General features: G+C 61.6%; 27 protein-coding genes. 8 read left to right on the forward strand and 19 right to left on the reverse strand.

Annotation, left to right across the window (positions count from 1 at the left end; all coding sequences use genetic code 11):
• Positions 1–8: 8 nt before the first annotated feature.
• Entirely contained in the window at positions 9–218 is a 210-nt protein-coding gene (locus P3C39_RS27920; protein ID WP_013532063.1) for a hypothetical protein, read from the reverse strand.
• A 363-nt stretch (positions 219–581) separates the two neighbouring features.
• On the opposite strand from P3C39_RS27920, the gene P3C39_RS27925 reads away from it, so the two are divergent.
• On the forward strand, positions 582–962 hold the full coding sequence (locus tag P3C39_RS27925) for a cytochrome c family protein (RefSeq protein WP_024504374.1): 381 nt from the start codon (positions 582–584) through the stop codon (positions 960–962).
• A 47-nt stretch (positions 963–1,009) separates the two neighbouring features.
• On the opposite strand, the gene gph is transcribed toward P3C39_RS27925, so the two are convergent.
• From gph to P3C39_RS27975, 10 genes are read right to left on the reverse strand one after another with little or no spacing between them, the layout of a single operon-like run.
• Positions 1,010–1,711, reverse strand: coding sequence for a phosphoglycolate phosphatase (gene gph / locus P3C39_RS27930; RefSeq protein WP_275954628.1), 702 nt, complete (start codon positions 1,709–1,711; stop codon positions 1,010–1,012).
• The gene (locus tag P3C39_RS27935) at positions 1,708–2,265 is read right to left on the reverse strand and encodes a thioredoxin family protein (protein ID WP_275954627.1); all 558 of its coding nucleotides are present in this window, start codon (positions 2,263–2,265) and stop codon (positions 1,708–1,710) included. The genes gph and P3C39_RS27935 overlap by 4 nt, the downstream gene beginning before the upstream one ends.
• 21 nt (positions 2,266–2,286) lie before the next feature.
• On the reverse strand, positions 2,287–2,973 hold the full coding sequence (gene rpe, locus P3C39_RS27940; RefSeq protein ID WP_063167847.1) for a ribulose-phosphate 3-epimerase: 687 nt from the start codon (positions 2,971–2,973) through the stop codon (positions 2,287–2,289).
• 58 nt (positions 2,974–3,031) lie between these two features.
• Positions 3,032–3,970, reverse strand: a complete 939-nt coding sequence (cbbX, locus tag P3C39_RS27945) for a CbbX protein (RefSeq protein WP_013532058.1) — start codon at positions 3,968–3,970, stop codon at positions 3,032–3,034.
• A gap of 7 nt (positions 3,971–3,977) precedes the next feature.
• Positions 3,978–4,412, reverse strand: a complete 435-nt coding sequence (locus P3C39_RS27950) for a ribulose bisphosphate carboxylase small subunit (RefSeq protein WP_013532057.1) — start codon at positions 4,410–4,412, stop codon at positions 3,978–3,980.
• Between the two features lie 18 nt (positions 4,413–4,430).
• The gene (locus P3C39_RS27955) at positions 4,431–5,924 is read right to left on the reverse strand and encodes a ribulose-bisphosphate carboxylase large subunit (protein ID WP_013532056.1); all 1,494 of its coding nucleotides are present in this window, start codon (positions 5,922–5,924) and stop codon (positions 4,431–4,433) included.
• Positions 5,925–5,945: 21 nt separating this feature from the next.
• On the reverse strand, positions 5,946–7,025 hold the full coding sequence (gene fba, locus P3C39_RS27960) for a class II fructose-bisphosphate aldolase (protein WP_013532055.1): 1,080 nt from the start codon (positions 7,023–7,025) through the stop codon (positions 5,946–5,948).
• An 11-nt stretch (positions 7,026–7,036) separates the two neighbouring features.
• A complete protein-coding gene (gene tkt, locus P3C39_RS27965; RefSeq protein ID WP_063172002.1) occupies positions 7,037–9,049 on the reverse strand; it encodes a transketolase in 2,013 nt (670 codons plus the stop codon).
• Between the two features lie 10 nt (positions 9,050–9,059).
• Complete coding sequence (locus P3C39_RS27970; protein WP_013532053.1) at positions 9,060–9,932, reverse strand: phosphoribulokinase; 873 nt, start codon at positions 9,930–9,932, stop codon at positions 9,060–9,062.
• An 8-nt stretch (positions 9,933–9,940) separates the two neighbouring features.
• Positions 9,941–10,987, reverse strand: coding sequence for a class 1 fructose-bisphosphatase (locus P3C39_RS27975; RefSeq protein WP_275954626.1), 1,047 nt, complete (start codon positions 10,985–10,987; stop codon positions 9,941–9,943).
• Positions 10,988–11,110: 123 nt separating this feature from the next.
• Here P3C39_RS27975 and P3C39_RS27980 point away from each other — a divergent pair, with 123 nt between their 5' ends.
• Entirely contained in the window at positions 11,111–12,049 is a 939-nt protein-coding gene (locus P3C39_RS27980; RefSeq protein WP_063172003.1) for a LysR family transcriptional regulator, read from the forward strand.
• A gap of 201 nt (positions 12,050–12,250) precedes the next feature.
• Entirely contained in the window at positions 12,251–12,451 is a 201-nt protein-coding gene (locus P3C39_RS27985) for a hypothetical protein (protein ID WP_013532050.1), read from the forward strand.
• A 16-nt stretch (positions 12,452–12,467) separates the two neighbouring features.
• On the opposite strand, the gene P3C39_RS27990 is transcribed toward P3C39_RS27985, so the two are convergent.
• The 6 genes from P3C39_RS27990 to P3C39_RS28015 all read right to left on the reverse strand — a co-directional run bounded on the left by P3C39_RS27990 (position 12,468) and on the right by P3C39_RS28015 (position 17,510).
• On the reverse strand, positions 12,468–12,998 hold the full coding sequence (locus tag P3C39_RS27990; protein WP_275954625.1) for a hypothetical protein: 531 nt from the start codon (positions 12,996–12,998) through the stop codon (positions 12,468–12,470).
• Between the two features lie 98 nt (positions 12,999–13,096).
• Positions 13,097–13,933 carry an ABC transporter permease gene (locus P3C39_RS27995; RefSeq protein WP_050580490.1) on the reverse strand — a complete coding sequence of 279 codons (837 nt, stop codon included), beginning with the start codon at positions 13,931–13,933 and terminating at the stop codon, positions 13,097–13,099.
• 35 nt (positions 13,934–13,968) lie between these two features.
• Positions 13,969–14,757: an ATP-binding cassette domain-containing protein gene (locus tag P3C39_RS28000; RefSeq protein ID WP_275954624.1), complete on the reverse strand. Its 789-nt coding sequence runs from the start codon at positions 14,755–14,757 to the stop codon at positions 13,969–13,971.
• Positions 14,758–14,814: 57 nt separating this feature from the next.
• Positions 14,815–15,258, reverse strand: a complete 444-nt coding sequence (locus P3C39_RS28005; RefSeq protein ID WP_013532046.1) for a hypothetical protein — start codon at positions 15,256–15,258, stop codon at positions 14,815–14,817.
• Positions 15,259–15,287: 29 nt separating this feature from the next.
• Positions 15,288–16,259 (reverse strand): YVTN family beta-propeller repeat protein, encoded by a 972-nt coding sequence (locus P3C39_RS28010; RefSeq protein ID WP_013532045.1) that lies wholly within the window; start codon positions 16,257–16,259, stop codon positions 15,288–15,290.
• Between the two features lie 21 nt (positions 16,260–16,280).
• Entirely contained in the window at positions 16,281–17,510 is a 1,230-nt protein-coding gene (locus tag P3C39_RS28015; protein WP_027162614.1) for an ABC transporter substrate-binding protein, read from the reverse strand.
• 250 nt (positions 17,511–17,760) lie between these two features.
• Here P3C39_RS28015 and P3C39_RS28020 point away from each other — a divergent pair, with 250 nt between their 5' ends.
• From P3C39_RS28020 to P3C39_RS28035, 4 genes are read left to right on the forward strand one after another with little or no spacing between them, the layout of a single operon-like run.
• A complete protein-coding gene (locus P3C39_RS28020) occupies positions 17,761–19,590 on the forward strand; it encodes a (5-formylfuran-3-yl)methyl phosphate synthase (protein WP_224619560.1) in 1,830 nt (609 codons plus the stop codon).
• A gap of 3 nt (positions 19,591–19,593) precedes the next feature.
• Positions 19,594–20,145, forward strand: coding sequence for a flavoprotein (locus P3C39_RS28025; RefSeq protein WP_013532041.1), 552 nt, complete (start codon positions 19,594–19,596; stop codon positions 20,143–20,145).
• Entirely contained in the window at positions 20,138–21,532 is a 1,395-nt protein-coding gene (locus tag P3C39_RS28030) for a DUF6513 domain-containing protein (RefSeq protein ID WP_275954623.1), read from the forward strand. The genes P3C39_RS28025 and P3C39_RS28030 overlap by 8 nt, the downstream gene beginning before the upstream one ends.
• A 4-nt stretch (positions 21,533–21,536) precedes the next feature.
• Complete coding sequence (locus P3C39_RS28035) at positions 21,537–22,127, forward strand: DUF447 domain-containing protein (protein WP_275954622.1); 591 nt, start codon at positions 21,537–21,539, stop codon at positions 22,125–22,127.
• 20 nt (positions 22,128–22,147) lie between these two features.
• Here P3C39_RS28035 and P3C39_RS28040 read toward each other — a convergent pair whose 3' ends face one another.
• Positions 22,148–23,185: a hydantoinase/oxoprolinase family protein gene (locus P3C39_RS28040; protein ID WP_275954621.1), complete on the reverse strand. Its 1,038-nt coding sequence runs from the start codon at positions 23,183–23,185 to the stop codon at positions 22,148–22,150.
• On the opposite strand from P3C39_RS28040, the gene P3C39_RS28045 reads away from it, so the two are divergent.
• The gene (locus tag P3C39_RS28045; RefSeq protein WP_224672910.1) at positions 23,135–23,929 is read left to right on the forward strand and encodes a HisA/HisF-related TIM barrel protein; all 795 of its coding nucleotides are present in this window, start codon (positions 23,135–23,137) and stop codon (positions 23,927–23,929) included. The two genes, P3C39_RS28040 and P3C39_RS28045, sit on opposite strands and share 51 nt — an antisense overlap.
• Positions 23,930–24,066: 137 nt before the next feature.
• On the opposite strand, the gene fae is transcribed toward P3C39_RS28045, so the two are convergent.
• Positions 24,067–24,573, reverse strand: a complete 507-nt coding sequence (gene fae / locus P3C39_RS28050) for a formaldehyde-activating enzyme (RefSeq protein ID WP_013532036.1) — start codon at positions 24,571–24,573, stop codon at positions 24,067–24,069.
• Between the last annotated feature and the right edge of the window lie 121 nt (positions 24,574–24,694).

Here is a 24,694-nt window from a genome sequence, read left to right on the forward strand (position 1 = left end):
CTGCCAAATCAGATGGCTCGTTCCTTGCTCGGAAATGCGCATTTCCAGCGCATGACCTTGAGGGTCGGGTGTTCTTGAGACCATTTCGCGATTTCGCTGGGGGCAAGGAACATGCATTGGAACAGGGTGCCGCGGCTCTCGAAATAGAGATGTTCGTCTCGGCAATTGCTCGGATTGGCGCTGAGGCAAACCGTCAATATGAGATCGACCATGTCCATTCAGCACCTCTTGCGCGTTCCCAAACGCCCATCTCGGCGAGTCCAGCCCAACCAGGAGCCAGGACAAAACCGCCACTTGCCGGATTTCTCAAGGTGCCAATGGAGAAACCGGAATGAGGTCAAGCTACGCGCTCGCCCAATAGCCGTCAACAAAGACGAATGGACAGGATCCTTGAGAACCCAGGCCTCTAAACCTTTGTACGATTGACTTTCACAACATGCCGATTAGCTTCCAGGTGACGCGGCGCGGCTCCACGGGAGAAGCGGAATTTCCACGCCACCGCGTAAGGCGCATGCCGACGGATCAAAGGATCGGCATGCGCAAATCGTCCAGGGCACCCAGACGATCAATGAGGAAATACCATGCGCGCAATCGCATTTTTCGCAGTCATGTCCGTTGTGCCCTTCATCGCGAGCCAATCCCAGGCACAGGACGCGGCGGCGGGTGAGAAGGTCTTCGCCAAATGCAAGGTCTGCCATGTCGCCGACCAGGACAAGAACAAGGTCGGTCCGTCGTTGAACGGCGTCATCGGCCGAACAGCCGGCACGCACCCGGGGTTCAGCTATTCTCAGGCGATGGTCGCGGCAGGCAAGTCCGGCGTCAAATGGGATGAACCCACTTTGAAGACTTACCTTCACGATCCCAAGGCCATGGTCAAAGGAACAAAGATGGCGTTTGTCGGCCTCAAACAGGACGAAGACATCGCCAATGTCATCGCCTATCTGAAGCAATTCTCGAAATAGCGCGCCGCCGGCCGTTCGAACTTGCGTTCGGCCGGCGTTCGCCTCGATCACGCATCGGCTTGCAGCCCCTGCATTGCCGAAGGCAGATCGAAAAGGCTGTCGCAAACAAGATCGGCGCCAAGCTCTTCCACCGGAATGTGGCTGTAGCCGCCACGCAGCAGAATGACAGGCATGCCGGCGGCGCGTGCGGCGCCCAGGTCAGCGCCACTGTCTCCGACCAGCAGCGCGTCACCCGGGTCGACGCCTAGCTGTGCCAACGCCAGCAGCAGGGCATCGGGCGCCGGTTTCAGGTATGTCACCGCGTCTCCGCCGACGATCGCACCGAAATATTCCGTCAATCCGAAATGAAGCAGGATTTCGCGGGTCGCCAACTGCGGTTTGTTGGTTGCCACCCCCATGCTTACTCCGCCCAAATGAAAGTGGGTGAGGGCCTCCCTGACGCCAGGCATCAGCCATGTAAGGCCGGTCAGATGCCGGCGGTAGATAGGCGCCATGACGCGGTTTGCCTCATCGAGAGCGTTGCCGAGCAGTGGCGCTCCCGATGCCGCGAAGGCTCGCTCGATCAGTTTCCTGACACCGCCGCCGATCATGGCCTTGACCCGGTCCAGGCGCAGCGGCGGCAGATCGCGGCTGGCCAGCAATTCGTTGACGGCGGCCGCTATGTCCGGTGCCGAGTCGACCAGCGTGCCGTCGAGGTCGAACAGGATCGCCTTCGGCGATCGAAGCGGCCTACCTGCGCCGACGTTCATGCGTCATCCTTCCACTTGATCGAGCAGCCGATCGAGGCGACCTGGTTCAGCGGCCCGTCGCCGGTTCGGGCAACCTGCTTCATCGCCTCGAACAGATCGCGTCTCAGCCCGGGCGCTCCGGCTTCTCGTCGCGAGGCGTCCAGCCGACCGCGATATTGCAATCCCAACTCGCTGTTGAACCCGAAGAAATCGGGAGTGCACACGGCCACGTAATCGCGCGCTACAGTTTGGCGCTGGTCGTGCAGGTAAGGGAAGCTGAAGCCGTTCGTCGTGGCGAAGAGCTTCATTTGGTCGAAGGAATCCTCGGGGTAGGTGTCGGCATCGTTCGAGTTGATCGCAACGAAGCCGATACCTTCGGCCTTGAGGTCGTTGGCATCGCGCACGATACGTGAAATCACCGCCTTCACATAAGGGCAGTGATTGCAGATGAAGGCCACGACCAGGCCGTTCGGGCCGGCCTGGCTGAGGATCGAATGCGACCTGCCGTCGACGTCGGGCAAAACGGCATCGATCGCGCGCCAGCCGAAATCGCAGACAGGGGGAACGGCCGCCATGCTTGCCTCCGATGAAATGGTTTACGCGGCTTTCCGGATCGCACCGTCGGCCGCCTGTCGGATGGTTCCAATGTTGGCGCGGTAGGCCGCCTCGGTGCCCCCCTTGAACACGGCCGACCCGGCGACCAGCACATTGGCGCCGGCCGCGGCGACCAGCGGGGCGGTTTCGGCCGTGACGCCGCCATCGATTTCGATGTCAATCGGGCGGTGGCCAACCAATGCCTTGATTCGCCGGATCTTCTCGATGACCGCGGAAATGAAGGCCTGGCCGCCGAAGCCTGGATTGACCGTCATCAGAAGCACCAGATCGAGCCTGTCGAGCACATATTCGATGACGCTCTCCGGCGTCGAAGGATTCAGCGATACGCCGGCCTTCTTGCCGAGATTTTTGATCGCCTGCAGGGAACGATCGAGATGCGGCCCGGCCTCTGCATGCACCGTGATGATGTCGCAACCGGCGTCGGCGAAGGCGGCCAGATAGGGGTCAGCCGGCGCGATCATCAGATGGCAGTCGAAGATTTTGTCCGTTCGGTCGCGGATCGCCTTGATCACCGGCGGACCGAAGGTGATGTTGGGCACGAAATGGCCGTCCATCACGTCGAGATGGATCCAGTCGGCACCCGCCCGCACGACAGCTTCGACCTCGTCGCCGAGCCGCGAGAAGTCCGCGGAAAGCACGGAGGGTGCGATGATTGTCCCGGTGACCATGGTCGTCGTCTCCAATTCTGTCTGCGGTGTTGGTCGCTGCGCCGGCCGCTTCGTCCTGTCAGCGCATCTTCGTCTCCGGTTCGCCTTCCAGTTTCCCTTCCGCGAACACGCGGCTGCCGCGAATGTCGGATTCCTCGATGGTGATAAGATCGGCCTTGGTCAACACCCGGCTGCGCGATGCGAAAAGCCGGTTGGCCTGCCGCAGCCGCGCCCGGTCGAGCCCATTGCGAACCGAACGCGCGTTGGAGAAATGCGGCAGCCTCATGCGGATCGGAAGATACTCTTCGAGCGCCTGGGACGCCGCCTCGCTGAGGCGATAATTCTGCTCCGCGAGCATAATCTCGGCGATCGATTTCAGTTCGCTGACGCCATAGTCGGGGAAGTCGAGGTGGTGGGCGATGCGCGAACGCATGCCGGGATTGCTGTCGAAGAAGCGGTCCATCTTGTTCTTGTAGCCGGCAAGGATCACAACCAGATCGTCACGGTTGTTCTCCATGCACTGCAGCAGGATTTCGATCGATTCCTGGCCGTAGTCGCGTTCGTTCTCTGGCTTGTAGAGATAGTAGGCCTCGTCGATGAAAAGCACGCCGCCCATGGCACGCTTGATCACCTCGCGGGTCTTGGGCGCGGTGTGGCCCACATACTGGCCGACGAGATCGTCGCGAGTCACGGCGACCATGTGGCCTTCGCGGACATAACCCAGACGATGCAGGATTTCGGCCATCCTCAGCGCCACCGTGGTCTTTCCGGTGCCAGGATTTCCCGTGAAATTCATGTGCAGCGTCGGCGCGCCCGATGTCAGTCCGAACCTGCGGCGAAGCCGGTCGACCAGGAGGAGGGCGGCGATCTCGCGGATGCGGGTCTTGACCGGCTTCAGGCCAACGAGTTCTCGGTCGAGCTTGTCCATCACCTCGTCGATGTTGGACGCCTCGAACTCGGCCTGCAGATCAACCGTCGCGTCCTGTGCGGCAGCGTCCTTTGTCATCGCGTTCAGCATGGTTCGGCTAGCTCCGCTCGCCCTCGGGCCTGTCGGTCGCATAAGGCACGATCGAATAACCCTGGCTGCGGCCGTCACGCTCCTGGCGCAGCAGCCGGAACCCGGGTTCGCTGGGCGGCCGGTTGACAATGAACGACATGCGCGGCGCTTCCCAGCCTTTGGTCGAATCGAAGGCGGTTACCCGCACATACATGTTCGGACAGGCTTTCCGGCAAGCATTGACCTCGAGCAGTATGCCCGCCGGATCTTTCAAGTCGAACATGGGGTTGCCGTACATTTCCCAATAGGTGTTTCGCGGATGCGGATCGTCCGTGTACTCGACGCTGACCGCCCAATGGTTCTTCAGCGCGTATTTGATCTGCGCCGAAATCTGCTCGTCGGTCAGGTCGGGCAGGAACGAGAACTGCCCCTGTGTGACCTTGTTTCCCGGATTGGTCATCATGACGACGGTTCCTTTCGTCTAGAAGCTGGGCGTTGCGGTTGGCACGAAGTCGGCCGTGTCGGTCGATTCGTAGTTGAAGGTGACGTCCTTCCAGGTCTCCAGGGCAGCCTTCAGCGGCGTGCACCATCTGGCCGCCTGTTCGAGGATCTTGGTCCCTTCGCGCAAATAATCGCGCCCCTCGTTGCGGGCCAGGATCATCGCTTCCAAGGCGACGCGATTGGCCGTCGCGCCTGCCTGGATACCGTCCGGATGGCCGATCGTGCCGCCGCCGAACTGCAGGATGACGTCCTCGCCGAGATAGTGGATCAACTGGTGCATCTGGCCGGCATGGATGCCGCCCGAGGCAACGGGCATCACCTTGTTGAGCGAGGCCCATTCCTGATCGAAGAACAGCCCGGTTTCGAGGTTCTGCGGCGTGCGCTCCTCGCGCAGCGTGTCATAAAATCCCTTGATCATGAGCGGGTCGCCTTCCAGCTTGCCGACCACCGTGCCGGCATGGATGTGGTCGACGCCGGCCATGCGCATCCATTTGCAGATGACGCGGAAATTCATGCCGTGGTTCTTCTGGCGCGAATAGGTCGAGTTGCCGGCACGGTGCAGGTGCAGGATCATGTCGTTGCGGCGTGCCCACTTGGCCATCGACTGGATCGCCGTGTAGCCGATGACCAGATCGATCATCACAATGCAGGAGCCAAGTTGCTTGGCGAATTCGGCGCGCTCGTACATCTCCTCCATCGTGCCGGCGGTGACGTTGAGATAATGGCCCTTGACCTCGCCGGTGGCGGCCGACGCCTTGTTCACGGCCTCCATGCAGTAGAGGAAGCGGTCGCGCCAATGCATGAAGGGCTGCGAGTTGATATTCTCGTCGTCCTTGACGAAGTCGAGGCCGCCCTTCAGCGCTTCATAAACGACGCGCCCGTAATTGCGTCCCGACAGGCCGAGCTTCGGCTTCGTCGTTGCGCCGAGCAGCGGCCGGCCGAACTTGTCGAGCCGCTCACGCTCCACCACGATGCCGGTCGCCGGCCCCTGGAAGGTTTTGAGATACGCCACCGGGATACGCATGTCTTCCAGCCGCAACGCCTTGACTGCCTTGAAGCCGAACACATTGCCGATGATCGATGCGGTCAGGTTGGCGATCGAGCCCGGCTCGAACAGGTCGAGGTCGTAGGCGATGTAGGCGAAGTACTGTTGCTCGGTCTTGGTTCCGGGACCGGTGTTCGGCACCGGCTCGGATCTGAACGCCTTGGCGCGATAGAGCTCGCAAGCTGTCAGCCGGTCGGTCCACACCACGGTCCACGTCGCGGTGGAGGATTCACCGGCGATGGCGGCTGCCGCCTCCTCGTGGTCGACACCGGGTTGCGGCGTGATCCGGAACATGGCGATCAGATCGGTTTCCTTGGGCCTGTAGTCAGGCTCCCAGTAGCCCATCTTCTTGTAGGGGATGACCCCTGACTTGTAGCGCTCCTTGCCTTCCTTGAGCGTCCCCGCTGGCAGTATGTCGATCTTGTTCATGACAGGTCTCCTGTTTGTTGCTCAGGCGGCTTTCGCGGTTGCGATTTGGGGGTCGAGTTTTCCCGCGGCGTAACGTTTCGCCATCTCGTCCATGGCGATGACCTTGATCTTCGAGGCGTTGGACGCCGTACCGAAACGCTCGAAGCGGTCCCGGCAAAGGTCGCGCAAGGCATCCATGGCGGGCTTCAGGAATTTGCGGGGATCGAACTCGCGCGGGTCTTCCGTCGCGACGCGGCGGAACTGCCCGGCCATGGCCATGCGGCAATCGGTGTCGATATTGACCTTGCGCACGCCGTAGCGGATGCCGCGCTCGATCTCCTCGACCGGGACGCCAAAAGTCTGGGGCATCTCGCCGCCGTATCTGTTGATGATGTCCTGCAACTCCTGCGGCACAGAGGAAGAGCCGTGCATGACCAGATGCGTGTTGGGCAGCTTCTCGTGGATCGCCTCGATCACCTGCATGGCCAGGATGTCGCCGTCCGGCTTGCGGGTGAATTTGTAGGCACCGTGCGAGGTGCCGCAGGCAATCGCCAGCGCGTCGACTTGGGTTGCGGTCACGAAGTCGACCGCCTGATCGGGATCGGTCAGGAGCTGGTCGTGGGAGAGCGCGCCCTCGGCGCCGTGGCCATCCTCGGCCTCGCCTTGGCCGGTTTCCAGCGAGCCGAGCACGCCCAGTTCGCCTTCGACGGAAGCGCCGACCCAATGCGCCATACGTGCGACGCGTTCGGTTATGGCGACGTTGTAGTCGTAGCTTGCCGGCGTCTTGGCGTCCGCCATCAAGGATCCGTCCATCATCACCGAGGTGAAGCCGTGGCGGATCGCGGAAAGGCAGGTGGCCTCGCTGTTGCCGTGGTCTTGATGGATGCATAGCGGGATGGTTGGGTGGATTTCGGTCAGCGCCTCCATCATCTTGGCCAGCATGATGTCGTTGGCATAGGACCGGGCGCCACGCGAAGCCTGGATGATGACAGGCGCGTCGCAGGCCTTGGCCGCTTCCATGATGGCGAGGCCCTGTTCCATGTTGTTGATGTTGAATGCCGGTACGCCGTAGCCGTGCTCGGCGGCATGGTCGAGAAGCTGGCGAAGGGTGATGCGAGCCATTGTGAATCCTCCTAGATGATGAGCTTCAGCGCCGCTGCAGCAACCGCTTCGGACGTTATGTTGAAATGCCGGTAGAGGTCGGGGGCAGGGGCGCTGGCGCCGAAGCCGGTCATGCCGACGAAAGCGCCGGTCTCGCCGATCCAGCGGTCCCAGCCCAGCCGGGCTGCCGCTTCGACCGCGACGCGCGGCGCCGAGCCGAGGACGGCCTTGCGGGTGGCGCTTTCCTGCTCCTCGAAAAGCTCCCAGCACGGCATCGACACGACGGCGGCGGCGACACCATGCTCGGTCTCCAGCCTTTCGGCGGCAGCAACCGCGATCTCGACCTCCGAGCCGGTGGCGATCAGGGTGACGGCACGGTGCTCGGCTGGTTCGCGCAGGACGTAGGCACCCTGGCGGGAGCGGTTCTCGTCACTGTGCGACCGACGCAGCATCGGCAGGTTCTGGCGCGACAGCACCAGGACGCTCGGCCGATCCTTGCTCTTCAGCGCGAGTTCCCAGCACTCCGCCGTTTCGATGACATCCGCCGGACGGAAGACGTTGAGATTAGGCGTGGCACGCAGCATCGCAAGGTGCTCGACCGGCTGGTGCGTCGGGCCGTCCTCGCCGAGGCCGATGGAATCGTGTGTCATCACATAGATGACGCGCTGGCCCATGAGCGCCGAGAGCCGCATCGCGCCGCGCGCATAATCGGCGAAGCACAGGAACGTACCGCCATAGGGCACGAAACCTCCATGCAGCGCGATGCCGTTCATGGCGGCCGCCATGCCGTGCTCACGAATGCCGTAGTGAATGTAGCGGCCGGCATAGTCACTCGGCGCAATGCGGTTCATGCCCTTGGTGATCGTCAGATTCGAGTGCGTCAGATCGGCCGAGCCGCCGACGGTCAATTCCGTTGCGCCGTTGATGGCCTCCAGCGCCATTTCGGAGGCTTTTCGCGTCGCCACCTTGGTTGCCTTCTCGACATGTTCGCGACGAAAGGCTTCGAGCGCGTCGAAGACCGTGTCGGCCAGTTCGGCGGCGACGGCGTTTTCAAAAGCCTCGCGCCGCGGCGAGGCGGCAAGCCGCTGCTCCCAGGCGCGCCGCATCGCTTCGCCGCGACCGGCAATCTCGCGCCAGGCGAAAAGGATATCATCCGGCACCTCGAACGGCGCGTGGGCCCAGCCGATGTTTTCGCGTGTCGCGGCGATCTCTGCTTCACCCAGCGGTGCGCCGTGCGTCTTTTCCGAACCGCCGAGATTGGGGGCACCCATGCCGATCACTGTGCGGCAGGCAATCAGCGATGGCCGATCCGACCGCCGCGCCGCCTCGATTGCCGCGGCGACTGCTGCCATGTCGTGCCCGGCGACACTTTGGACATCCCAGCCGGCGGCCTTGAAGCGCGCCGGCTGGTCCATCGACGTGGAGAGGGAGGTCGGCCCGTCAATGGAAATCGCATTGTCGTCCCAGAAGACAATCAGGCGGGAAAGCTTCAGGTGACCAGCGAGATCTATCGCCTCGTGACTGATTCCCTCCTGAAGGCAGCCGTCGCCCGCAATCACATAGGTATGATGATCGACCAGATCGGCACCGTAGCGGGCGGCAAGCATGCGTTCCGCCAGCGCCATGCCGACCGCCGTGGAAATGCCCTGTCCAAGCGGTCCGGTGGTGGTCTCCACGCCAAGCGCATGGCCGTATTCCGGATGTCCGGCGGTGCGGCTGCCCAGCTGCCGAAATCGCTGCAATTCCTCGACCTGCATGTCTTCGTAGCCGAGCAGATGATGCAGCGCGTACTGCAGCATCGAGCCGTGGCCGGCTGAAAGCACGAAACGGTCACGGTCGGGCCAGTCCGGTCTCGACGGATCGATATTGATGAAGCGGTTGAACAGCACCGTTGCGACATCGGCCATGCCCATCGGCATGCCGGGATGACCCGAATTCGCCTTTTGAACGCTGTCCATCGCCAGCGCGCGAATGGCGTTCGCCATGTCGCGCTCCGAGACGGGAGCGGTTGTGGTGACGGGCTTCAGTGCTGTTTGGCTGGTCATTGCATCCTCCTCACGACACACGGCTCTTGCGTTCAACCAATTGCAGGATGAGCGGCGTCAGGATCAGCTGCATGGCAAGATCGAGCTTGTTGCCTGGCACCACGATGGAATTTGGCCGCGACATGAACGAGTCGTGGATCATCGACAGCAGATACGGAAAATCGATGCCGCGCGGATTGGCGAAGCGGATAACCAGCATCGATTCGTCGGGTGTCGGAATCCAGCGCGCGATGAACGGGTTGGACGTATCGACGATCGGCACGCGCTGGAAGTTGATGGCGGTCTGCGAGAATTGCGGGACAATGTAGCGGACATAGTCGGGCATCCGGCGCAGGATCACGTCCATCACCGCCTCGGTGGAATAGCCGCGTGTCGAACGGTCGCGATGGATCTTCTGGATCCATTCGAGATTGATGACCGGCACGACGCCGATCTTGAGATCCGCATGCTTGGCCAGATTGATCGTGTCGGTGACGACACAGCCGTGCAGCCCCTCGTAGAAGAGCAGGTCGCTGGGAGCGAATTCGCGCCATTCGGTAAAGGTTCCCGGTGGCGTGCCGTGCTGCTTTTCCTCTTCCTCATCATGAATGTAGGTGCGGGTCTTGCCGGTTCCGCGGCGGCCATATTCCGCGAACACCTCTTCGAGAATTCCGAGTTCGTTGGCCGCGGCATTGAAATGGGTGAAGTTCGGGTTGCCGGCCTTTTCCTCCTCGGCCACCTTTGCCTTCATCGCCGCGCGGTCGTAGCGGTGAAATGCGTCGCCTTCGATGAAAGCGGCCTCGATGTTCTCGCGCCGGAAAATCAGCTCGAAGATGCGCTTGACCGAGGTCGTGCCGGCGCCCGACGACCCGGTGATGGTGATGATGGGGTGCTTGGCTGACATGGTGCTGCTCAGGCTCTGAACAGGCCGCGGCGGCTGAACAGCGGCGCACGCTCACCGATGTTGCTCGGCTCTGTGTGGTAGCGCGTGATGCGCGCGACTTCCCGCGCCGACCCGAAGATCATCGGCACGCGCTGATGCAGGCTCTCGGGCTCGATTTCCAGGATGCGGGTGATCGCGTCGGTGGCGGCACCACCAGCCTGCTCTATGAGATAGGCGATCGGGTTGGCCTCGTAGACGAGGCGCAGCCGTCCCTGACCATAGCCTTTGCGCCGATCGCCGGGGTAGAGAAAAACGCCGCCGCGCATCAATATGCGGTAACAGTCGGCGACCAGAGAGGCGATCCAGCGCATGTTGAAATCCTTCTCGCGCGGTCCTTCGGTGCCCTCCAGGCAGTCGTCGACATAGAGCCGCACAGCCTCGTCCCAGTGCCGGTAGTTGGCAGCGTTGATGGCGAACTCCTGAGTGCGTTGCGGAATGATCCGGCTTTCATAGGCCTGGACGAAGGTGCCGAGCCTTGTCGAGAAGACGAAGACATGCGTGCCGCTGCCGAGCGACAGGACGAGTGCCAACTGCGGCCCATAGATGAAGAAACCGGCGCCTAGCTGGTTCACGCCCGCCTGCAAGAAAGAGGCGGCCGGATCAGCGTCCGGCGCGCCAGTTGCGGTCAGGAGCGAGAAGATCGTTCCGATCGACACGTTGGTGTCGATGTTGGAAGAGCCGTCGAGCGGGTCGATCGCAATGGCGAGTGGCGCTTGCCTGTCGAGCAGGACTGGCTGCTCCAGCTCCTCGGAGGCGTAAAGCGCCACCGGCGCACGGCGCATGGCGTCGAGGAAGATGTCGTCGGAGAAGACGTCGAGATCCTTCTGGACGTCGCCGTCGGCATTGGCGCCACGGGTCTCGGCAAAGGCGGCGCCGAGCACCCCTTGGTTGATGGTGTTGCGGACCTTGATGGCGGCCTGTGTCAACTGACGAACGGTCGTCACAACGGCCGAGCGGAATTCGTCTGGGTGGCCGAGATAGGAGTTCAGAAAAGCGTCGAGCGTTGCCGCTGGCATCGTAACCTCCCCTCCCGCCGCATCTCCTCGGAGCGGCTGGACTGGAGGAATGGAAACAAACGTCGCACGATAAGTAAAATTCAATAACTTTACCTGATCAGTAAAAATAATTTAGTATGCGACATGAGAAATCTCACGCTCAAGCATTTCAAGACCGTCCAGGCAATCATCAAGTGCGGCAAAATTGTCAGCGCAGCCAAGATGTTAGGCCTGTCTCCTCCAGCGCTGACAATCCAACTGCGACAAGTGGAGGAAGAATTCCAGCTGGCTCTGTTCGACCGAACGTCGGACGGCATGCGTCCCACTGCCGCAGGTCTGGCTTTCGTCGAGACAGCGCAGGCTATCGAGGAGCATCTCGGTTTGCTCGAAGACAAGATGGATGCCATCAAGGGCGTACGCACCGGCAGCTTGAGGCTCGGCGTCGTTTCCACAGCCAAATATTTCGCGCCGCGGCTGATGGCTGCGTTCATGAAGGACCATCCCGACATCGACATGCGGCTTGCCATCGGCAATCGTGCCCAGACGATCGACAACCTCAGGAACCACGACATCGATATCGCGCTGATGGGGCGTCCGGCGAAAGAGGTTCCGGTGCGTGCTTCGGTCTTCGGTGATCATCCGCTGGTCATCATCGCGCCGCCCGACCATCCCTTGGTGGCGGCGCGCGATATCTCCAAGGAGCGGATTGCCGAGGAGCATTTCCTTATTCGCGAGCCCGGCTCCGGAACCCGTATCTCGTTGGAAATATTCCTGAGCGACGTGCCTGGGCGCATCGACGACCTCGGTGTCGAGATGGCCTCGAACGAAACGATCAAGCAGGCGGTGATGGCTGGTCTGGGCATCGCCTTCATCTCTGCTCACACCATCGCTGCGGAAACCGAGGCAGGCCGGCTTGTCATCCTCGACGTTGTCGGCATGCCGATCCGCCGACAATGGTTCTCGGTGATGCGAACCGATCACGCAATCTCGCCGGCGATGGCCACATTCAACGATTTCCTGATGCGCAAGGGCGCAATGTACCTGCCCCTTTTCGGAAAGCTGTATCCAGACAAGGCTGGATGACACTGCACGAGCGCAACGGATGAAAGTCCGGTGGAGAACGCCCGCGATCGTTGGTATTATATAAGCGATATGTTATGTTGCAGTGCGAAAGAGCGGGGGCCACGTCCTTTCACACCGTAAGCGATCTGTATGTGTAACCCCTGCAGACTGTTCGGAACTCTCCCGGGTATGGGTTCGGGAATTCGATGGGGAAAAGGGGTAATGCTTTACACACTCGTTATGATGGTCTGCCTGACGGATGGACCGCGGACCTGCGAACAACGCGAGGAAATGGTAGACGGTCTGGCGATGAATCCCGGGACTGCCTTCATGCAGGCGCAGCCGCTGGTGGCAAGGTGGATCGAGACGCATCCCGGTTATTTCGTGCAGCGCTGGCGTGTGCTGCCTGGCAGAGAGTCGTGAGACAGGCGGCCAAGGTCTATTTCTTCACGGCGAGCGTTTCCGAGACAGTCTTCGACAACTGGTAAAGCCGCTGCTCGATTATCGTCGGCACATCGCAGACATAAGTCAGCGACTGGACGCGTTCGTTGAAAATTCGCGTCGCGAAATTCAGTTGATCGGTTCGCCGTTCTACTTCGTCCGGATCCGCATCGGCCTTGGCGCGCAGCGCGTCCACTTCGGATGCTTCCTTGCGCAACTGTGCCGCCATTTCCAGCTGTTTGTGGGCATAGCGGGAGATGCCGGAGATCACGTGCGAACGCTCGGCGTCCATGTGATCGAACATTCCCTGCACCAGCATCGTCATTTTGGTTGCGACCTGCTCGGGCGGTAGGGAAGTCGCGAAATCCTTGATCTCTTTCTGGGCTTGTGCAATCGGCGTCCGCCGGGCCGCCACAGCATCGACAAGCGCTGACACGCCTGGATCCTTCGCCCAATCCTTCGCGGTCGCCGGAAGCTCCGGCCCATTCCAGATCTGGCCAAGCGAGAGCTGTGGCACCTTACGCTGCATGCAGGGCCAGTCGGGATCGGTGTTTGCCGCGCCGGCGCCCCCCATCGACGCAAGCGTGGTGACCAGAACCAGAGTGTGAACAAGTCTCATTCGCGCCATCAGGCGTTTCCTCCCATGTCCTGTTTGCGGATCACCAAACCGCGCGAAGGGTCGTATGCGATGATGGCGCCGCCCAGGAAAAGCAGCGTGCAGCCGGCGACGACGCCCAGCGACAGCCATTCGATCTGCCCGTAGAAGGCAAAACGGATCAGTTCGACGGCATAGGTGAACGGGTTGCAGAGGCAGATCTTGTAGAGCAGGGGGCTCGCCTCCTGGATGCGCCACAAGGGATACAGCGCCGGAGACGCGAAATAGCCGGGAAAGATGACGAAGTTCATGATGCCGGCGAAGTTTTCAAGCTGCTTGATCAGCGAAGACAAGAGCATGCCGAGCGCGCAAAGCATCATGCCCGACAGGAACAGTGCCGGCAGAACATAGAGATAGCCGAGTGGCGGCGCTTTGACGCCCCACAACCAGGCAACGATCAGGAACGCGTAGACCTGCACGATCGATACGGCCACACCGGCCAGCATCTTCGACACCAGCAGGAACCAGCGCGGAAACGGGCTGACCAGCAGGATGCGCATGTTGCCCATCTCGCGGTCGTAGACCATCGACAGTGAAGACTGCATGCCGGAAAACAGCAGGATCATGCCGCAAAGGCCCGGCGTGATATAGACCTCGTAGAGCACATAGGTCTTGTAGGGCGGGATTATCGACACGCCAAGCACCTGGCGAAAGCCGGCCGCGAAGATGAACAGCCAGACCAGCGGCCGGACCAGCGAGGAAATGAAGCGTTCGCGCTGGTGCAGGAAGCGCAGGCACTCGCGCAGGACGACGCCTTTCAGGCAAATGAGATAGTGGCGCAGGCCGAATGGCTCGGACCGCACCGGCATGATGCCGGCGACCTTTCCGGGCATCGAAGGGGCGCTCATGGCGACGTCTCCGTCATGCCCGCCGCATCGACGCGGCTGAGCTTCGAAAAGGTTTCGCGAATCGAACTTCCGCCGTTCGCACGGATCACATCCGACACCTTGCCGCTGGCGACCAGGTCACCCCGCCGCAGTATGACGACATGGTCGGCGTCTTCGACTTCGTCGATCAGATGCGTGGCCCAGAGCACGCCGATGCCCTCTGCTTGGACGAGCTTGCGGATGGTGGCGAGGATGCCCGCACGAGATTCGATATCCAGGCCGACGGTCGCCTCGTCAAGCAGGAGCAGGGAAGGTCGGTGCAGCAGCGCCCTGGCGATTTCGATGCGCCGCATCTGACCGCCGGAGAGGCTGCGTGTCTTGTCATGCTGGCGGCCCTGCATGTCGACCGTTTCCAGCAGCGCGGCAATGCGCTGGCGAGCTTCGCGTCCGCCAATGCCATGCAACGAGGCATGGTAGGAGAGATTCTGGTAGACGCTGAGGTCGAGATCGAGCGTGCGTGCCTGGAACACGATGCCGACCCGCCTGAGTGCTTCGCCGGACGCGCGGCGAATGTCATGGCTGAAGATGCGGATCGATCCGTGACGCGTGTCGTAGAGGTGGCTTATCAGTGAGAACAGCGTCGTCTTGCCGGCCCCGTTGAGGCCGAGCAGAACGGTGAAAGTCGCCGGCGCGATCGAGAAGGAGACGTCGTTGAGCGCCCGCTTCTGGCCATAGGAATGGCTGACGGCTCGGACATCGAGCGCCACCACCTCGTCTCCCGGTCCGCTTGTCCTCATATGCTGCATACCGGATCGCTCCTTCAGGACGCGTTGGCCTATTGGCGCCCCTGATCGCCTTTTGTCTTACTTGATCGTAATCTTGCCCTTCAGTCCCTTGTCGGCAAGGTCGGGAACCGACCAGGTATATTCGCCCGGGCGAACGGTATGGAACTGCACCTGGATCGTTCCCGCGTCGTCGAATTCCAGCCAGGCCGGTCCGCCGTCCATATGCACTTCCAAATCGTTGATGACGATCTGGTCCATCCAGACATTGCGGAATAGATCGGTCACGAACTTGTACTCGAAACCGCCCTTGGACGTGATCTTCCAGCGATAGCCCTGGCCGGCGATCAGCTCGAAGTCCTTCTGATTGACCGCATAGGTGGAATCGGCCGAACCGATAATCAATTCCGGCAGGTTCTTGCTGGCACGCGACGGTTTTGACGTCGCATCGTCGGCGTTTGCTACGATCGGAGCAAGGACAAATCCGGCGAGCGCGGCGAAGAAAAACCTACGGCAAAGTTTCATGTCTTGAGCCTCCCGATGATCAATGTCTGCTATTTGGGCGAAATGACCACACCCCAGGGCTGCTGGCCCACAGTGAGCGATTGGACCGGCTCGTCGGTGGCCGTGTCGATGAAGGTGATATCGTTGGAATTGCCATTCGTGGTGATCAGCGTTTTCTGGTCGGGCGTGAAGGCCAGATGCCAGACGCGCTGGCCGACGAGGATGTATTTTTCCACCTCATAAGTGTCGGTATTGATCACCGCGACATGGTTCGCCGGGCCGAGCGCGACATAGGCTTTCTTGCCATCGGCGCTGATGGCGATGCCTACCGGCTGGATGGTTTCGGCCCGCAGTCCCTGAATCGCGAACTGGATCTTCTTCACCACTTCGCGTTTGGCGTTGTCGATGACGCTGACGGTGCCGCCGACCTCGGCGCTGACCCAGACCTGCGAGCCGTCGGGCTTGAATTCGGCGAAGCGAGGACGCGTGTCGACCAGCACATTGTCCGTCACCTCATGCGTGCCGGTGTCGATGAAATGCGCCATGCTGGTGGTTTCCGAGGTGTTGACCATGGTCTTGCCGTCGGGGCTGACACCCATGCCTTCCGGCTCCACGCCGACTGGTATCTCGGCCAGGACCTGCTTGCTTTCGACGTCGATGGCGGTGACGAGATTGTCGTCCTCATTGGCGACATAAAGCGTCTTGCCGTCGGGCGAGAGGACGAACAATTCGGGATCGGGGCCGGATGGCAGCGTACCGACAATTTCAAGTGTCGCGGTGTCGATGATTTGGATCGTGTCGTCATCGCTGGCGCATAGATAGACGAATTTGCCGTCATGCGAGATGGTGATGCCGCGAGGTCTCTGGCCGACTTCGACGGTCTTCACCACCTGCATCGTCGCCGTGTCGACGACGGTCATCGTGTTGTCCTTCTCGTTGGACACGTAAGCCGTATAGGCCGATGCCGGGCTGGCCGTGAAGCCGGCCGCGAGAATGGCGAATGCGCAAGCTCGTTTCTGCACGCAAATTCCTCCCGATTGACTCTACTTGAGAGCGCATTTCGTTTCCGGCTGATCGACACCGAGAGTGTCGAGTTCGGAGACCTGGTGAAGATAGCCCTCCTGTGGCGATGTCGAGACGACCGACTTGGTATCGCCAAGCAAGATCGGCTGGCGAAGCTGGAGGTTCCATTTGCGGAAGGTCAGCTTCTGCCCCTTGAAAGCAGCAACCGAAAAATCGTCAGAGCGTATATAGTCGCTGATCTTTTTCGCATCGTCGCCCTTGGTGCGCGTGGTGGCCTCGCCGACCGCACGCACCGCGGTCCAGGCCGACATGTCTTTGGAGAGCATCCGCCGGCTCGTCGTCTTCAGGAAGCGGCTCTGCATCTGGATGCCGCCCCATTGTTCGCTGGCGGGATGCCATGACGATGCAACCAGACCGGCCGTGCCGGCGACCAGCCGCGGCGTCCAGGTGCGGTAGGGCACGTAGGTGCCGAAAACCTCGCTTTCGTCGGCGACAAGCACCACGTCGTGCTCCGGGAGGTCTTGCGTGAACACGGAAATCTGCTGCTGTATCTGCGTGGCGCCGGTGTCGGTGCGCCTGGCTGTCCCGGTATCCTTGAATTCCTTCTCGGCGACGATCTGGCCGCCGAAGCGGGTTGCCGCGCGGCGCAGCGCATCGGCGTAGAGATGGTCCTGCTCATGCGATCCATAGAGCAGCACCCAATTCGGCCACTTCTTCACCATGAGATACTGCGCCAGCGCGTCGGCCAGCATGCTGCGCGTCGGCGCGATATGGAAAACGTTGATGCGGCAGTCCTCCTCGCGAAGGCTGTCGTCGGTGGCGCCGACGTTGAAGATCAGCACGCCTTTGTCGCGGGCGATGTCGGCGATCGACAGCAATTGTTTGGCTGAAAGATCGGCGACCACATAGCGGTCGCCCTTGGCGATCATGCCTTCGAATGCCTGAACCGCGTCGCCGTCGGGCTTGACCTCGGTCACGTCGAGGCTGAATTTCTGGTTGGTGAACTTTCCCGTCGTGTTGTTGTCGCCGATCGCCACCTCGGCACCGGCGACACCTTCGTCACGTGGCGGCAGGTCGAGCATGGAAAGCGTCAATTGCGGTGCGTAGGCCCGCAAATAGCCTATCTTGATTTCAGTTATCTTTTTTTCCGGCTTCGCCACCGTTTCCTGGCCTGTCGCGTCGGAAACGTTGACGGTCAGGGAAAAAAAGCACAAAAAGGCAGCGAGAGTGCCTGGCACCGCGCTCGTCATCGATAGTAATTACCCATTCTTGCGCAGAGGTTCGACGGTTGCCGGACCCGCGCCAAGTCAAGGTGCCCATGATCAACTTAGCCGACCCGCAAAATTTATCAAACCCTATAGGACGACTTTTCGCGCCTGCCAGAACGGTGCGGAAGGTCGCCAGCGTCGATTCGCATGGCAACACCGGCAAGACGTGGCGCAGGGGGATCGACCGCCTCTATAAAAGCGTCTTGTCCTCCAAACTGGAGAAACTGTTCAAATGACCAGAATGCTGGCAAGCGTCACCGGCATCGAAGAGGCGGAGATCGCTCTTTCTGGAGGTGTCGATATCGTCGACCTGAAGGACCCGAAGGCGGGAGCCCTGGGCGCGGTGTCCATGGAAACCATGCTCCGAACGATCTCTTTCATCGCGGGTCGGGCTCCGGTCAGCGCTGTCTGCGGCGACCTGCCGATGGAACCCGAAACGATCCGCATCAAGGCCGAAGAGATCGCGGCGACCGGCGTCGACTATGTGAAGATCGGATTTTTTCCTTCGGCAAATATCTCTGCCTGCGCACAGGCGCTTGAACCGCTCGCCGCACGAACGAAGCTGATTGCCGTGCTGTTTGCCGATCTGGCGCCGGACTTCGAGCTTCTGCCGATGTTCGCCAGGCATCGCTTCCACGGCGTGATGGTTGATACCGCGCAAAAGGGGAAGGGCCGGCTGCTCGATCATCTGCCGCCGGAGCGTATTCCGGGATTCGTCGATCGAACGAAATCGCTCGGTCTGATGGTCGGCCTGAGTGGATCGCTGGAAGCTCCGGACATTCCGCGCCTATTGCCTTTCGCTCCCGATTTTCTCGGCTTTCGGGGGGCGCTGTGTGGCCATTCCGGTCGCACGAGTTCGATCAGCGCCGAGGCGGTCTCGCAGATTCGCGAGTTGATTCCAGCGGAATCCGGGACCGGCGATCAATCGAGTATCGACTATCGCCTGTTGGCAGCGAGAGGCTATTCGCCGGACACCGACCCGACACTGGGCACGGACAGGATTTTTGTGCGGGATTTTGTTCTGCCGGTCCAGATCGGTGCCTACAGCTTCGAGCATGGCCATACTCAAAAAGTGCGCTTTGATGTGATCGCCGACGTGCTGCAAATCACCGACCATCCCGAGGACATGCGCCATGTGTTCTCCTACGACATCATCATGGACGGCATTCGCACCATCATCGCGCGGGGCCATATCCAGCTCAGCGAGGCTTTGGCCGAGCAGGTGGCAGCGCACGTGCTGGAGAACCAGCGTGTCGTGCGCGTCACGGTTAGGGTGGAAAAGCTCGAGCTCGGCCCTGGCGGCGTCGGCGTTGAGATCGAACGCAAGCGCCAATCGGCGGGACGCGGTGCTGCCTCCGGCATTGCTGGCCGAAAAGACCGAAGCGTTGTTTTCCGGCCGCGCCAGGAGCGCCCCGAAATGCTTCGACGGGCCATCGTCAAGCTTGGCGGCAGCACGGCCCATGCGGCGGAGATGAAGAGCTGGATCGCAGCGCTGGCGGGTTCCAGGCTGCCGATCGTCATCGTGCCCGGCGGCGGGCTCTTTGCCGATCATGTGCGCGAGACGCAGACCAGCATGGATTTTTCCGATACCGCCGCTCATGCCATGGCGATCCTGGCCATGGAGCAGTTCGGCCATGTCATCCTCGACCGGGACGAAAGGCTGGCGCCGGCACGGTCGCTGGACGAGATCGGGCGAGTGTTGGAGGCGGGGAAGGTTCCGGTGTGGCTGCCGTCATCACTGGCACTGGCGGCGCTGGATGTTCCGGCCTCCTGGGACATTACCTCCGATTCTCTGGCCGCCTGGCTTGCCGGCAAGCTTGGCGCAAACGCGCTGTTGCTTGTCAAGCAGACCGGTGCATTCTTCGACAGCGATACCGCTGACAGCCTGAGGGCCCGAGGCATTGTCGACCCAGGCTTTGCCGCCATGCTGCCCGACGGCATCGATTTCCATCTCGCCGGTCCGAAGGATGCTGCCGGGGCCGGCGCGATGCTCGCGTCGGGCAAGCTGCCCGGCATCCGGATAGTGGCTTCAACAGGGTCGTCGGCAAAGAAGGCGGGATAGCCGATGGTGAAGCTGCATGTGCCGCGCTGGGCGTGGGTTTTGACGGGTTCCGGGCATTTTTTTACGGAGAGCTTCGCACTTGTTCGCCAGCTCGAACATTGCGATGTCTTCGTGTCTAAGGCCGCCAACGAAGTGCTGCGCATGTACAAGCTTAAACTTGATTTCCCGGAGACGACGCGCGTGCTGCACGACAAGACCGCGAGCGCGATCCCGGTCGGCGAATTCTACCACGGTGTCTATCACACGGTCGTGGTGGCGCCGGCTACGTCCAACACGGTCGCCAAATGCGTGCATGGCATTTCCGACACGCTCGCCACCAATGTCTTTGCCCAAGCGGGAAAGTGCCGTGTGCCAGCCATCGTCTTTGCTTGCGACACCGCGCCGGAACTCGAAACCCAGGCACCGCACGGGCTGGTCAAGGTCTATCCGCGCAGGATCGACCTGGAAAATACCAAACAGTTGAAGAGTTTCGAGCGGACCCTGGTGGTCGAGTCGCTCGCTGATCTCGAAGCCTCGCTCACACGGCGCCAGGCCGAACTCGCAAGCGATGGCTGAGCGGCTGGTTTTTCTTACCGGCCATCTGGCCAAGGCGCGGCTGGAACGGCTGCTGACCGGGCTGGGCAGAACCGAATTCGCGTGGGAAATCGTCGACGTCGGCGTCAAGGTCGCCGCGCTGATGAGCGAGGACATCGTGAAGCGTCGGCTCACTCTGACAGGAGACGTCGACCGCGTCATCCTGCCCGGACGCTATCGGGGAAACATCGAACACCTGTCGGAGCATTTCGGCGTGCCCTTTGTGCGCGGCCCCGACGAGATCGCCGACCTTCCGGCCTTCCTTGGCCGGGCGGGCAAACCGCCGGATCTGACGCGTCACGATATGCGCATCTTCGCCGAGATCGTCGATGCGCCGATGCTGTCGGTCGAGGCCCTGATGGCGAGGGCCTCGATGCTGGCTGCGGCCGGCGCGGATGTCATCGATCTGGGCTGCCTGCCGGAGACGCCGTTTCCGTTGCTGGCTGAGGCAGTGCGGGCACTCAAGGCACAGGGGTTTGTGGTCAGCGTCGATTCGGCCAGCGCAGACGAACTGTCGATCGGTGCGCACGCCGGCGCGGACTATCTTCTCAGCCTCGATGAGAGCACGCTGCCGTTGATCTTCGACCATCGGGCTACGGCAGTGTTGATACCCTCCATCCCCGGCGATCTGGATTCGCTCGGCCGGGCGATTACCGCGGCACAAAAGGCCGGCGTCGCCTTCATTGCCGATCCCGTGCTCGACCCGATCCATTTCGGCTTCGCCGTTTCACTCGGGCGCTTCATCGAGGCGCGGCGCCGTTGGCCGGACATCGAATTGCTGATGGGCACCGGCAATCTCACCGAATTGACCGACGCCGACAGTTCCGGCGTTACAGCCGTTCTAGCGGGGCTCTGCTCGGAACTCCGGATCCGGAACGTGCTGGCGGTGCATGTCAGCCCACACACGGTGCGCACGATCGAGGAGCACGATATCGCCCGCCGCGTCATGTTGGCTGCTTGCACGGACGGCGCGTTGCCGCGCGGCTATCACCCAGGGTTGTTGCAGATCCACGATCGCAAGCCTTTCACAGCCTCCCCCGACGATATCGAGGCATTGGCGGCCCAGGTGCGCGACGCCAACTTCCGGATCGCGGTAGCCGAGGACGGCATCCATGTTTTCAATAGCAAAGGGCATGCGGTTGCCACGGATGCGTTCGAACTTTTTGCCGGGCTGGACGTCAACGCCGATGGCGCACACGCTTTTTACCTCGGCGCGGAACTGATGAAGGCGGAGATCGCGTGGCGCCTCGGCAAGCGTTATGTGCAGGACGAGCCGCTCGCATGGGGCGTTGCCGCGCCGGCACCCGAAACCGACCGTACCCGTCTTGCCGAGCCGGGCAAGACGCTCCGCGCAAGGAAAGAGCGCTAGGACCATGCCCTATATTCGCGAATCCATCATCACGACGGTCAACAAGGCAGGCAACGTCCACATCGCGCCGATCGGCATCATTGCCGAGAATGACGGTTGGGTTATCGCGCCGTTCCGGCCGTCGGTCACGCTCGACAATCTCGCCGAAGTGCCGTTCGCCATCGCCAATTATACTGACGACGTGCGTGTCTTTGCCGGCTGCCTGACAGGCCGCAAGCATTGGCCAACCGTTCCGGTTGACGGGTTCCCGGTGCCGAGGCTCGAGGCGGCGCTGGCGTATTCGGGCCTCGAAGTCCAGGCGGTCGATGACAATGGTGTGCGTCCCCGCCATTTCTGCCGCGTGGTGCGGGAGGAAACGCTCGCGCCGTTCACCGGCCTCAACCGAGCCAAGGCGGCGGTGCTTGAGCTGGCCATCCTGGTCAGCCGGCTCGGCATGCTGCCGCGCAACAAGATCGAGGCGGAAATCGCCTACCTTTCGATCGCCATCGAAAAGACGGCAGGCGACGGTGAAAAGGAAGCCTGGGGCTGGCTGATGCAGCGTGTCAGCGATCACTTGACCGCCAAAGGTTCGGATAGCGAGGACTCGCGAGCATAGGCGCGAGCGCCGCAACCTGCTTACGAAGGATATCCCGCCAAAAGCGCCACTGCGGACGCGGGTGCCGCGCTGCTCGCTTGCCCGCGAACAGTGTCATCGGCGGGGATGATGTCGGCGAAATCGACGTAACTGCGTTCCATGCGTTCGGCCAGCCGCCTGATCTGCCAGCGACCGCTTCCGGCGCCGACGATCGGGACATCCCGAGACAGGGTTCCGGCAACCAGCGCCGCTGCATCGTGCACTTTGCGCAGTTGCTGCTCGCTGAACCAGCGCGCGACTTCACCCCATTCCGGCGGGGTGAGGTCGGTGGCGTCGCGCCCCACCATGCGCGCCAGCCGCGCGATCGAGCCGTCCACAGTCTTTTCCTTGCCGTCGGCGGGAGGGTGCCTGTCGTCGTCCTCGTCGAGCACGCCCAGGATGCGGTGAGCGTCGGCGATCGAGGCGAAATATTCGTTCATCAGCGGCGTTAGCCTGCCATGGACGGGAGCCGACGAGGCTACGCCGAACAGGAATGTCCTGGTAAAGCCGGTATAGACCAATTCGCCGGTTAGAAGCCGTCCGGCATCGGTGTAGCCGTCATTGGCCACGGCGCCGTTCTTGATGGCGATAATATCGGTGGTGGTGGAGCCCATGTCGACGAACAGGGCATCGCCGGCGAGTTTTGCCACCAACAAGGCTGTCGCGTGCCAATTGGCGGAAGCCACATCGGCGGTCAGCTGCGCTGCCCGCTCGACTCCGACGAAACCGGATGGTCCGGCATAGACCAGCTTTTTGTCTGCGGGGAAATGGGTGGAAATCTGACCCAGCAGAGCCGCCACGCCGGCATCGCGGGACGGAAAGATGTCCGACAGTTCGCCCGTCATGGTGAATGCGTTGAGATCCGCACCCGCGTAGATCGGAGCCGTTTCGTCGAGGGCTGAAGCCAGCTTGTCCAACCCTTGCCAGAGCGGCGTTGCGATCGTTACCGCCTCGACGACGCGACCGTCTTGTGCGCGGGTCACCTTCAGATGCGCGCCGCCAATGTCGAAACCGGCAATGATGCCCTTTCTTTTTTCCACGCTTCAAGCTTTCATGACGGTGGCAATTGGTCGGTGAAAAAAGCGTTGCGTATCATTCCGGTTCTCGACCTGAAAGACGGCGTGGTGGTTCGCGCCCAGCAGGGAAAACGCGATCGCTACAGGCCGATCGTTACGCCGCTCAGCCGAAGCCCTGATGTGGTCGCGGTCGCTGAAGGACTGCGTGGGCTTTATCCTTTTTCCACCTTCTACATCGCAGATCTGGACGCTATCGAAGGCGGAGCGCCAAACAGCGACGCACTCGCCCGGCTGAGGACGATGGCGGAGCCGCCGGAACTTTGGGTCGATGCCGGCGTGGCCGACGAAAAGACACTTTTGGCGGCGCTTGCCGAACGCTCGCTGTCTCCTGTTCTGGGCTCTGAATCGCAGCGAGACGACATGTTGCTGCGGCGTTTTCGCGATCATCCCGATCTCATCCTGTCCCTTGATTTCGTCGGCGATAGTTTTTGCGGGCCGCGTTCTCTTCTCGATGAGCCCGAGCTTTGGCCGCAAAAGGTGATTGTCATGACGCTGGCCAAGGTCGGTGCGGCCGCCGGTCCCGACTTCGGGCGGTTGCAGGAGGTCAAGGCCAAGGCCGGAAATCGCGCTGTCATTGCGGCCGGCGGTGTCCGCGACGAGAACGACATCAGGGCCTTGTCCGCCATGGGCGTCGCCGCGGCACTGGTCGCAACCTCATTGCACAACGCTACGCTCACGCCCGGCCGCCTCGCGTCACTCGGCGCCTGATCATCGTTGCTCGTCAGCTCCCGAAGGGCGTGCGCCCTTCGGGAGCTGACGTTTCAAAAGCCCAGAACCTTTTTCAGCCGGCGCAACAGACCATCCGTCTCAGAAGAGGGTTTTTCCTGTGCGGGGCTGTCTCTTGTCTAGGCTGCGAACGGATGCTTGACCTTGTCGCGCTGGGCCGTTGCTTCGGCGGCGGTCGGGGTTCCTGCAACGGCGCGCTGGATGGCTTCCTTTGTCGCCTCGTAATTGTATTTCTGGATCTTGGCGTCGTCCGCCGCGTCCCAATGGATGAATACCCCGACGCAGATGAACACGTCGTCTGCTTCGTTGGCCGGAATGGTCCCGTCCGCAACGCTGTCCTGCACGGCCTTTGCCACGGCGTGCTGCGCCGGGCCGAACATCTGGACCGCCTGTTTGGCACCCTTGATCGTGACCTTGTTGAACATCACGGTGTTGGGTTTGCATTGAAGATTGGGCGCGATCACCGCCAAAAGCGAAGTAAAGCCGTCCTTGTTGTTGGTAAGCGCGTTGCAAAATGCCGTTTCGACCGCGCTCCCCCGCGGGCCGATGAGCAGGTCGACATGCGCGACTTCGTTGCCGTCTCCCACCAGCGATTCACCGACCATAACCTTTGAGATTTTTGCCATGCCAATTTCCTCCAAGACACAATTATGATGTCCACGGACGCTGCAACCGAGCAGGCGCTCGATGGACAGCTATCCTTGTTGGCAGCGTCCGGATTTGCCCGGACCGGTTGGCTAGATAGCC

The organism is Mesorhizobium sp. XAP4 (assembly GCF_029269325.1).
Classification (GTDB): Bacteria; Pseudomonadota; Alphaproteobacteria; order Rhizobiales; family Rhizobiaceae; genus Mesorhizobium; species Mesorhizobium ciceri.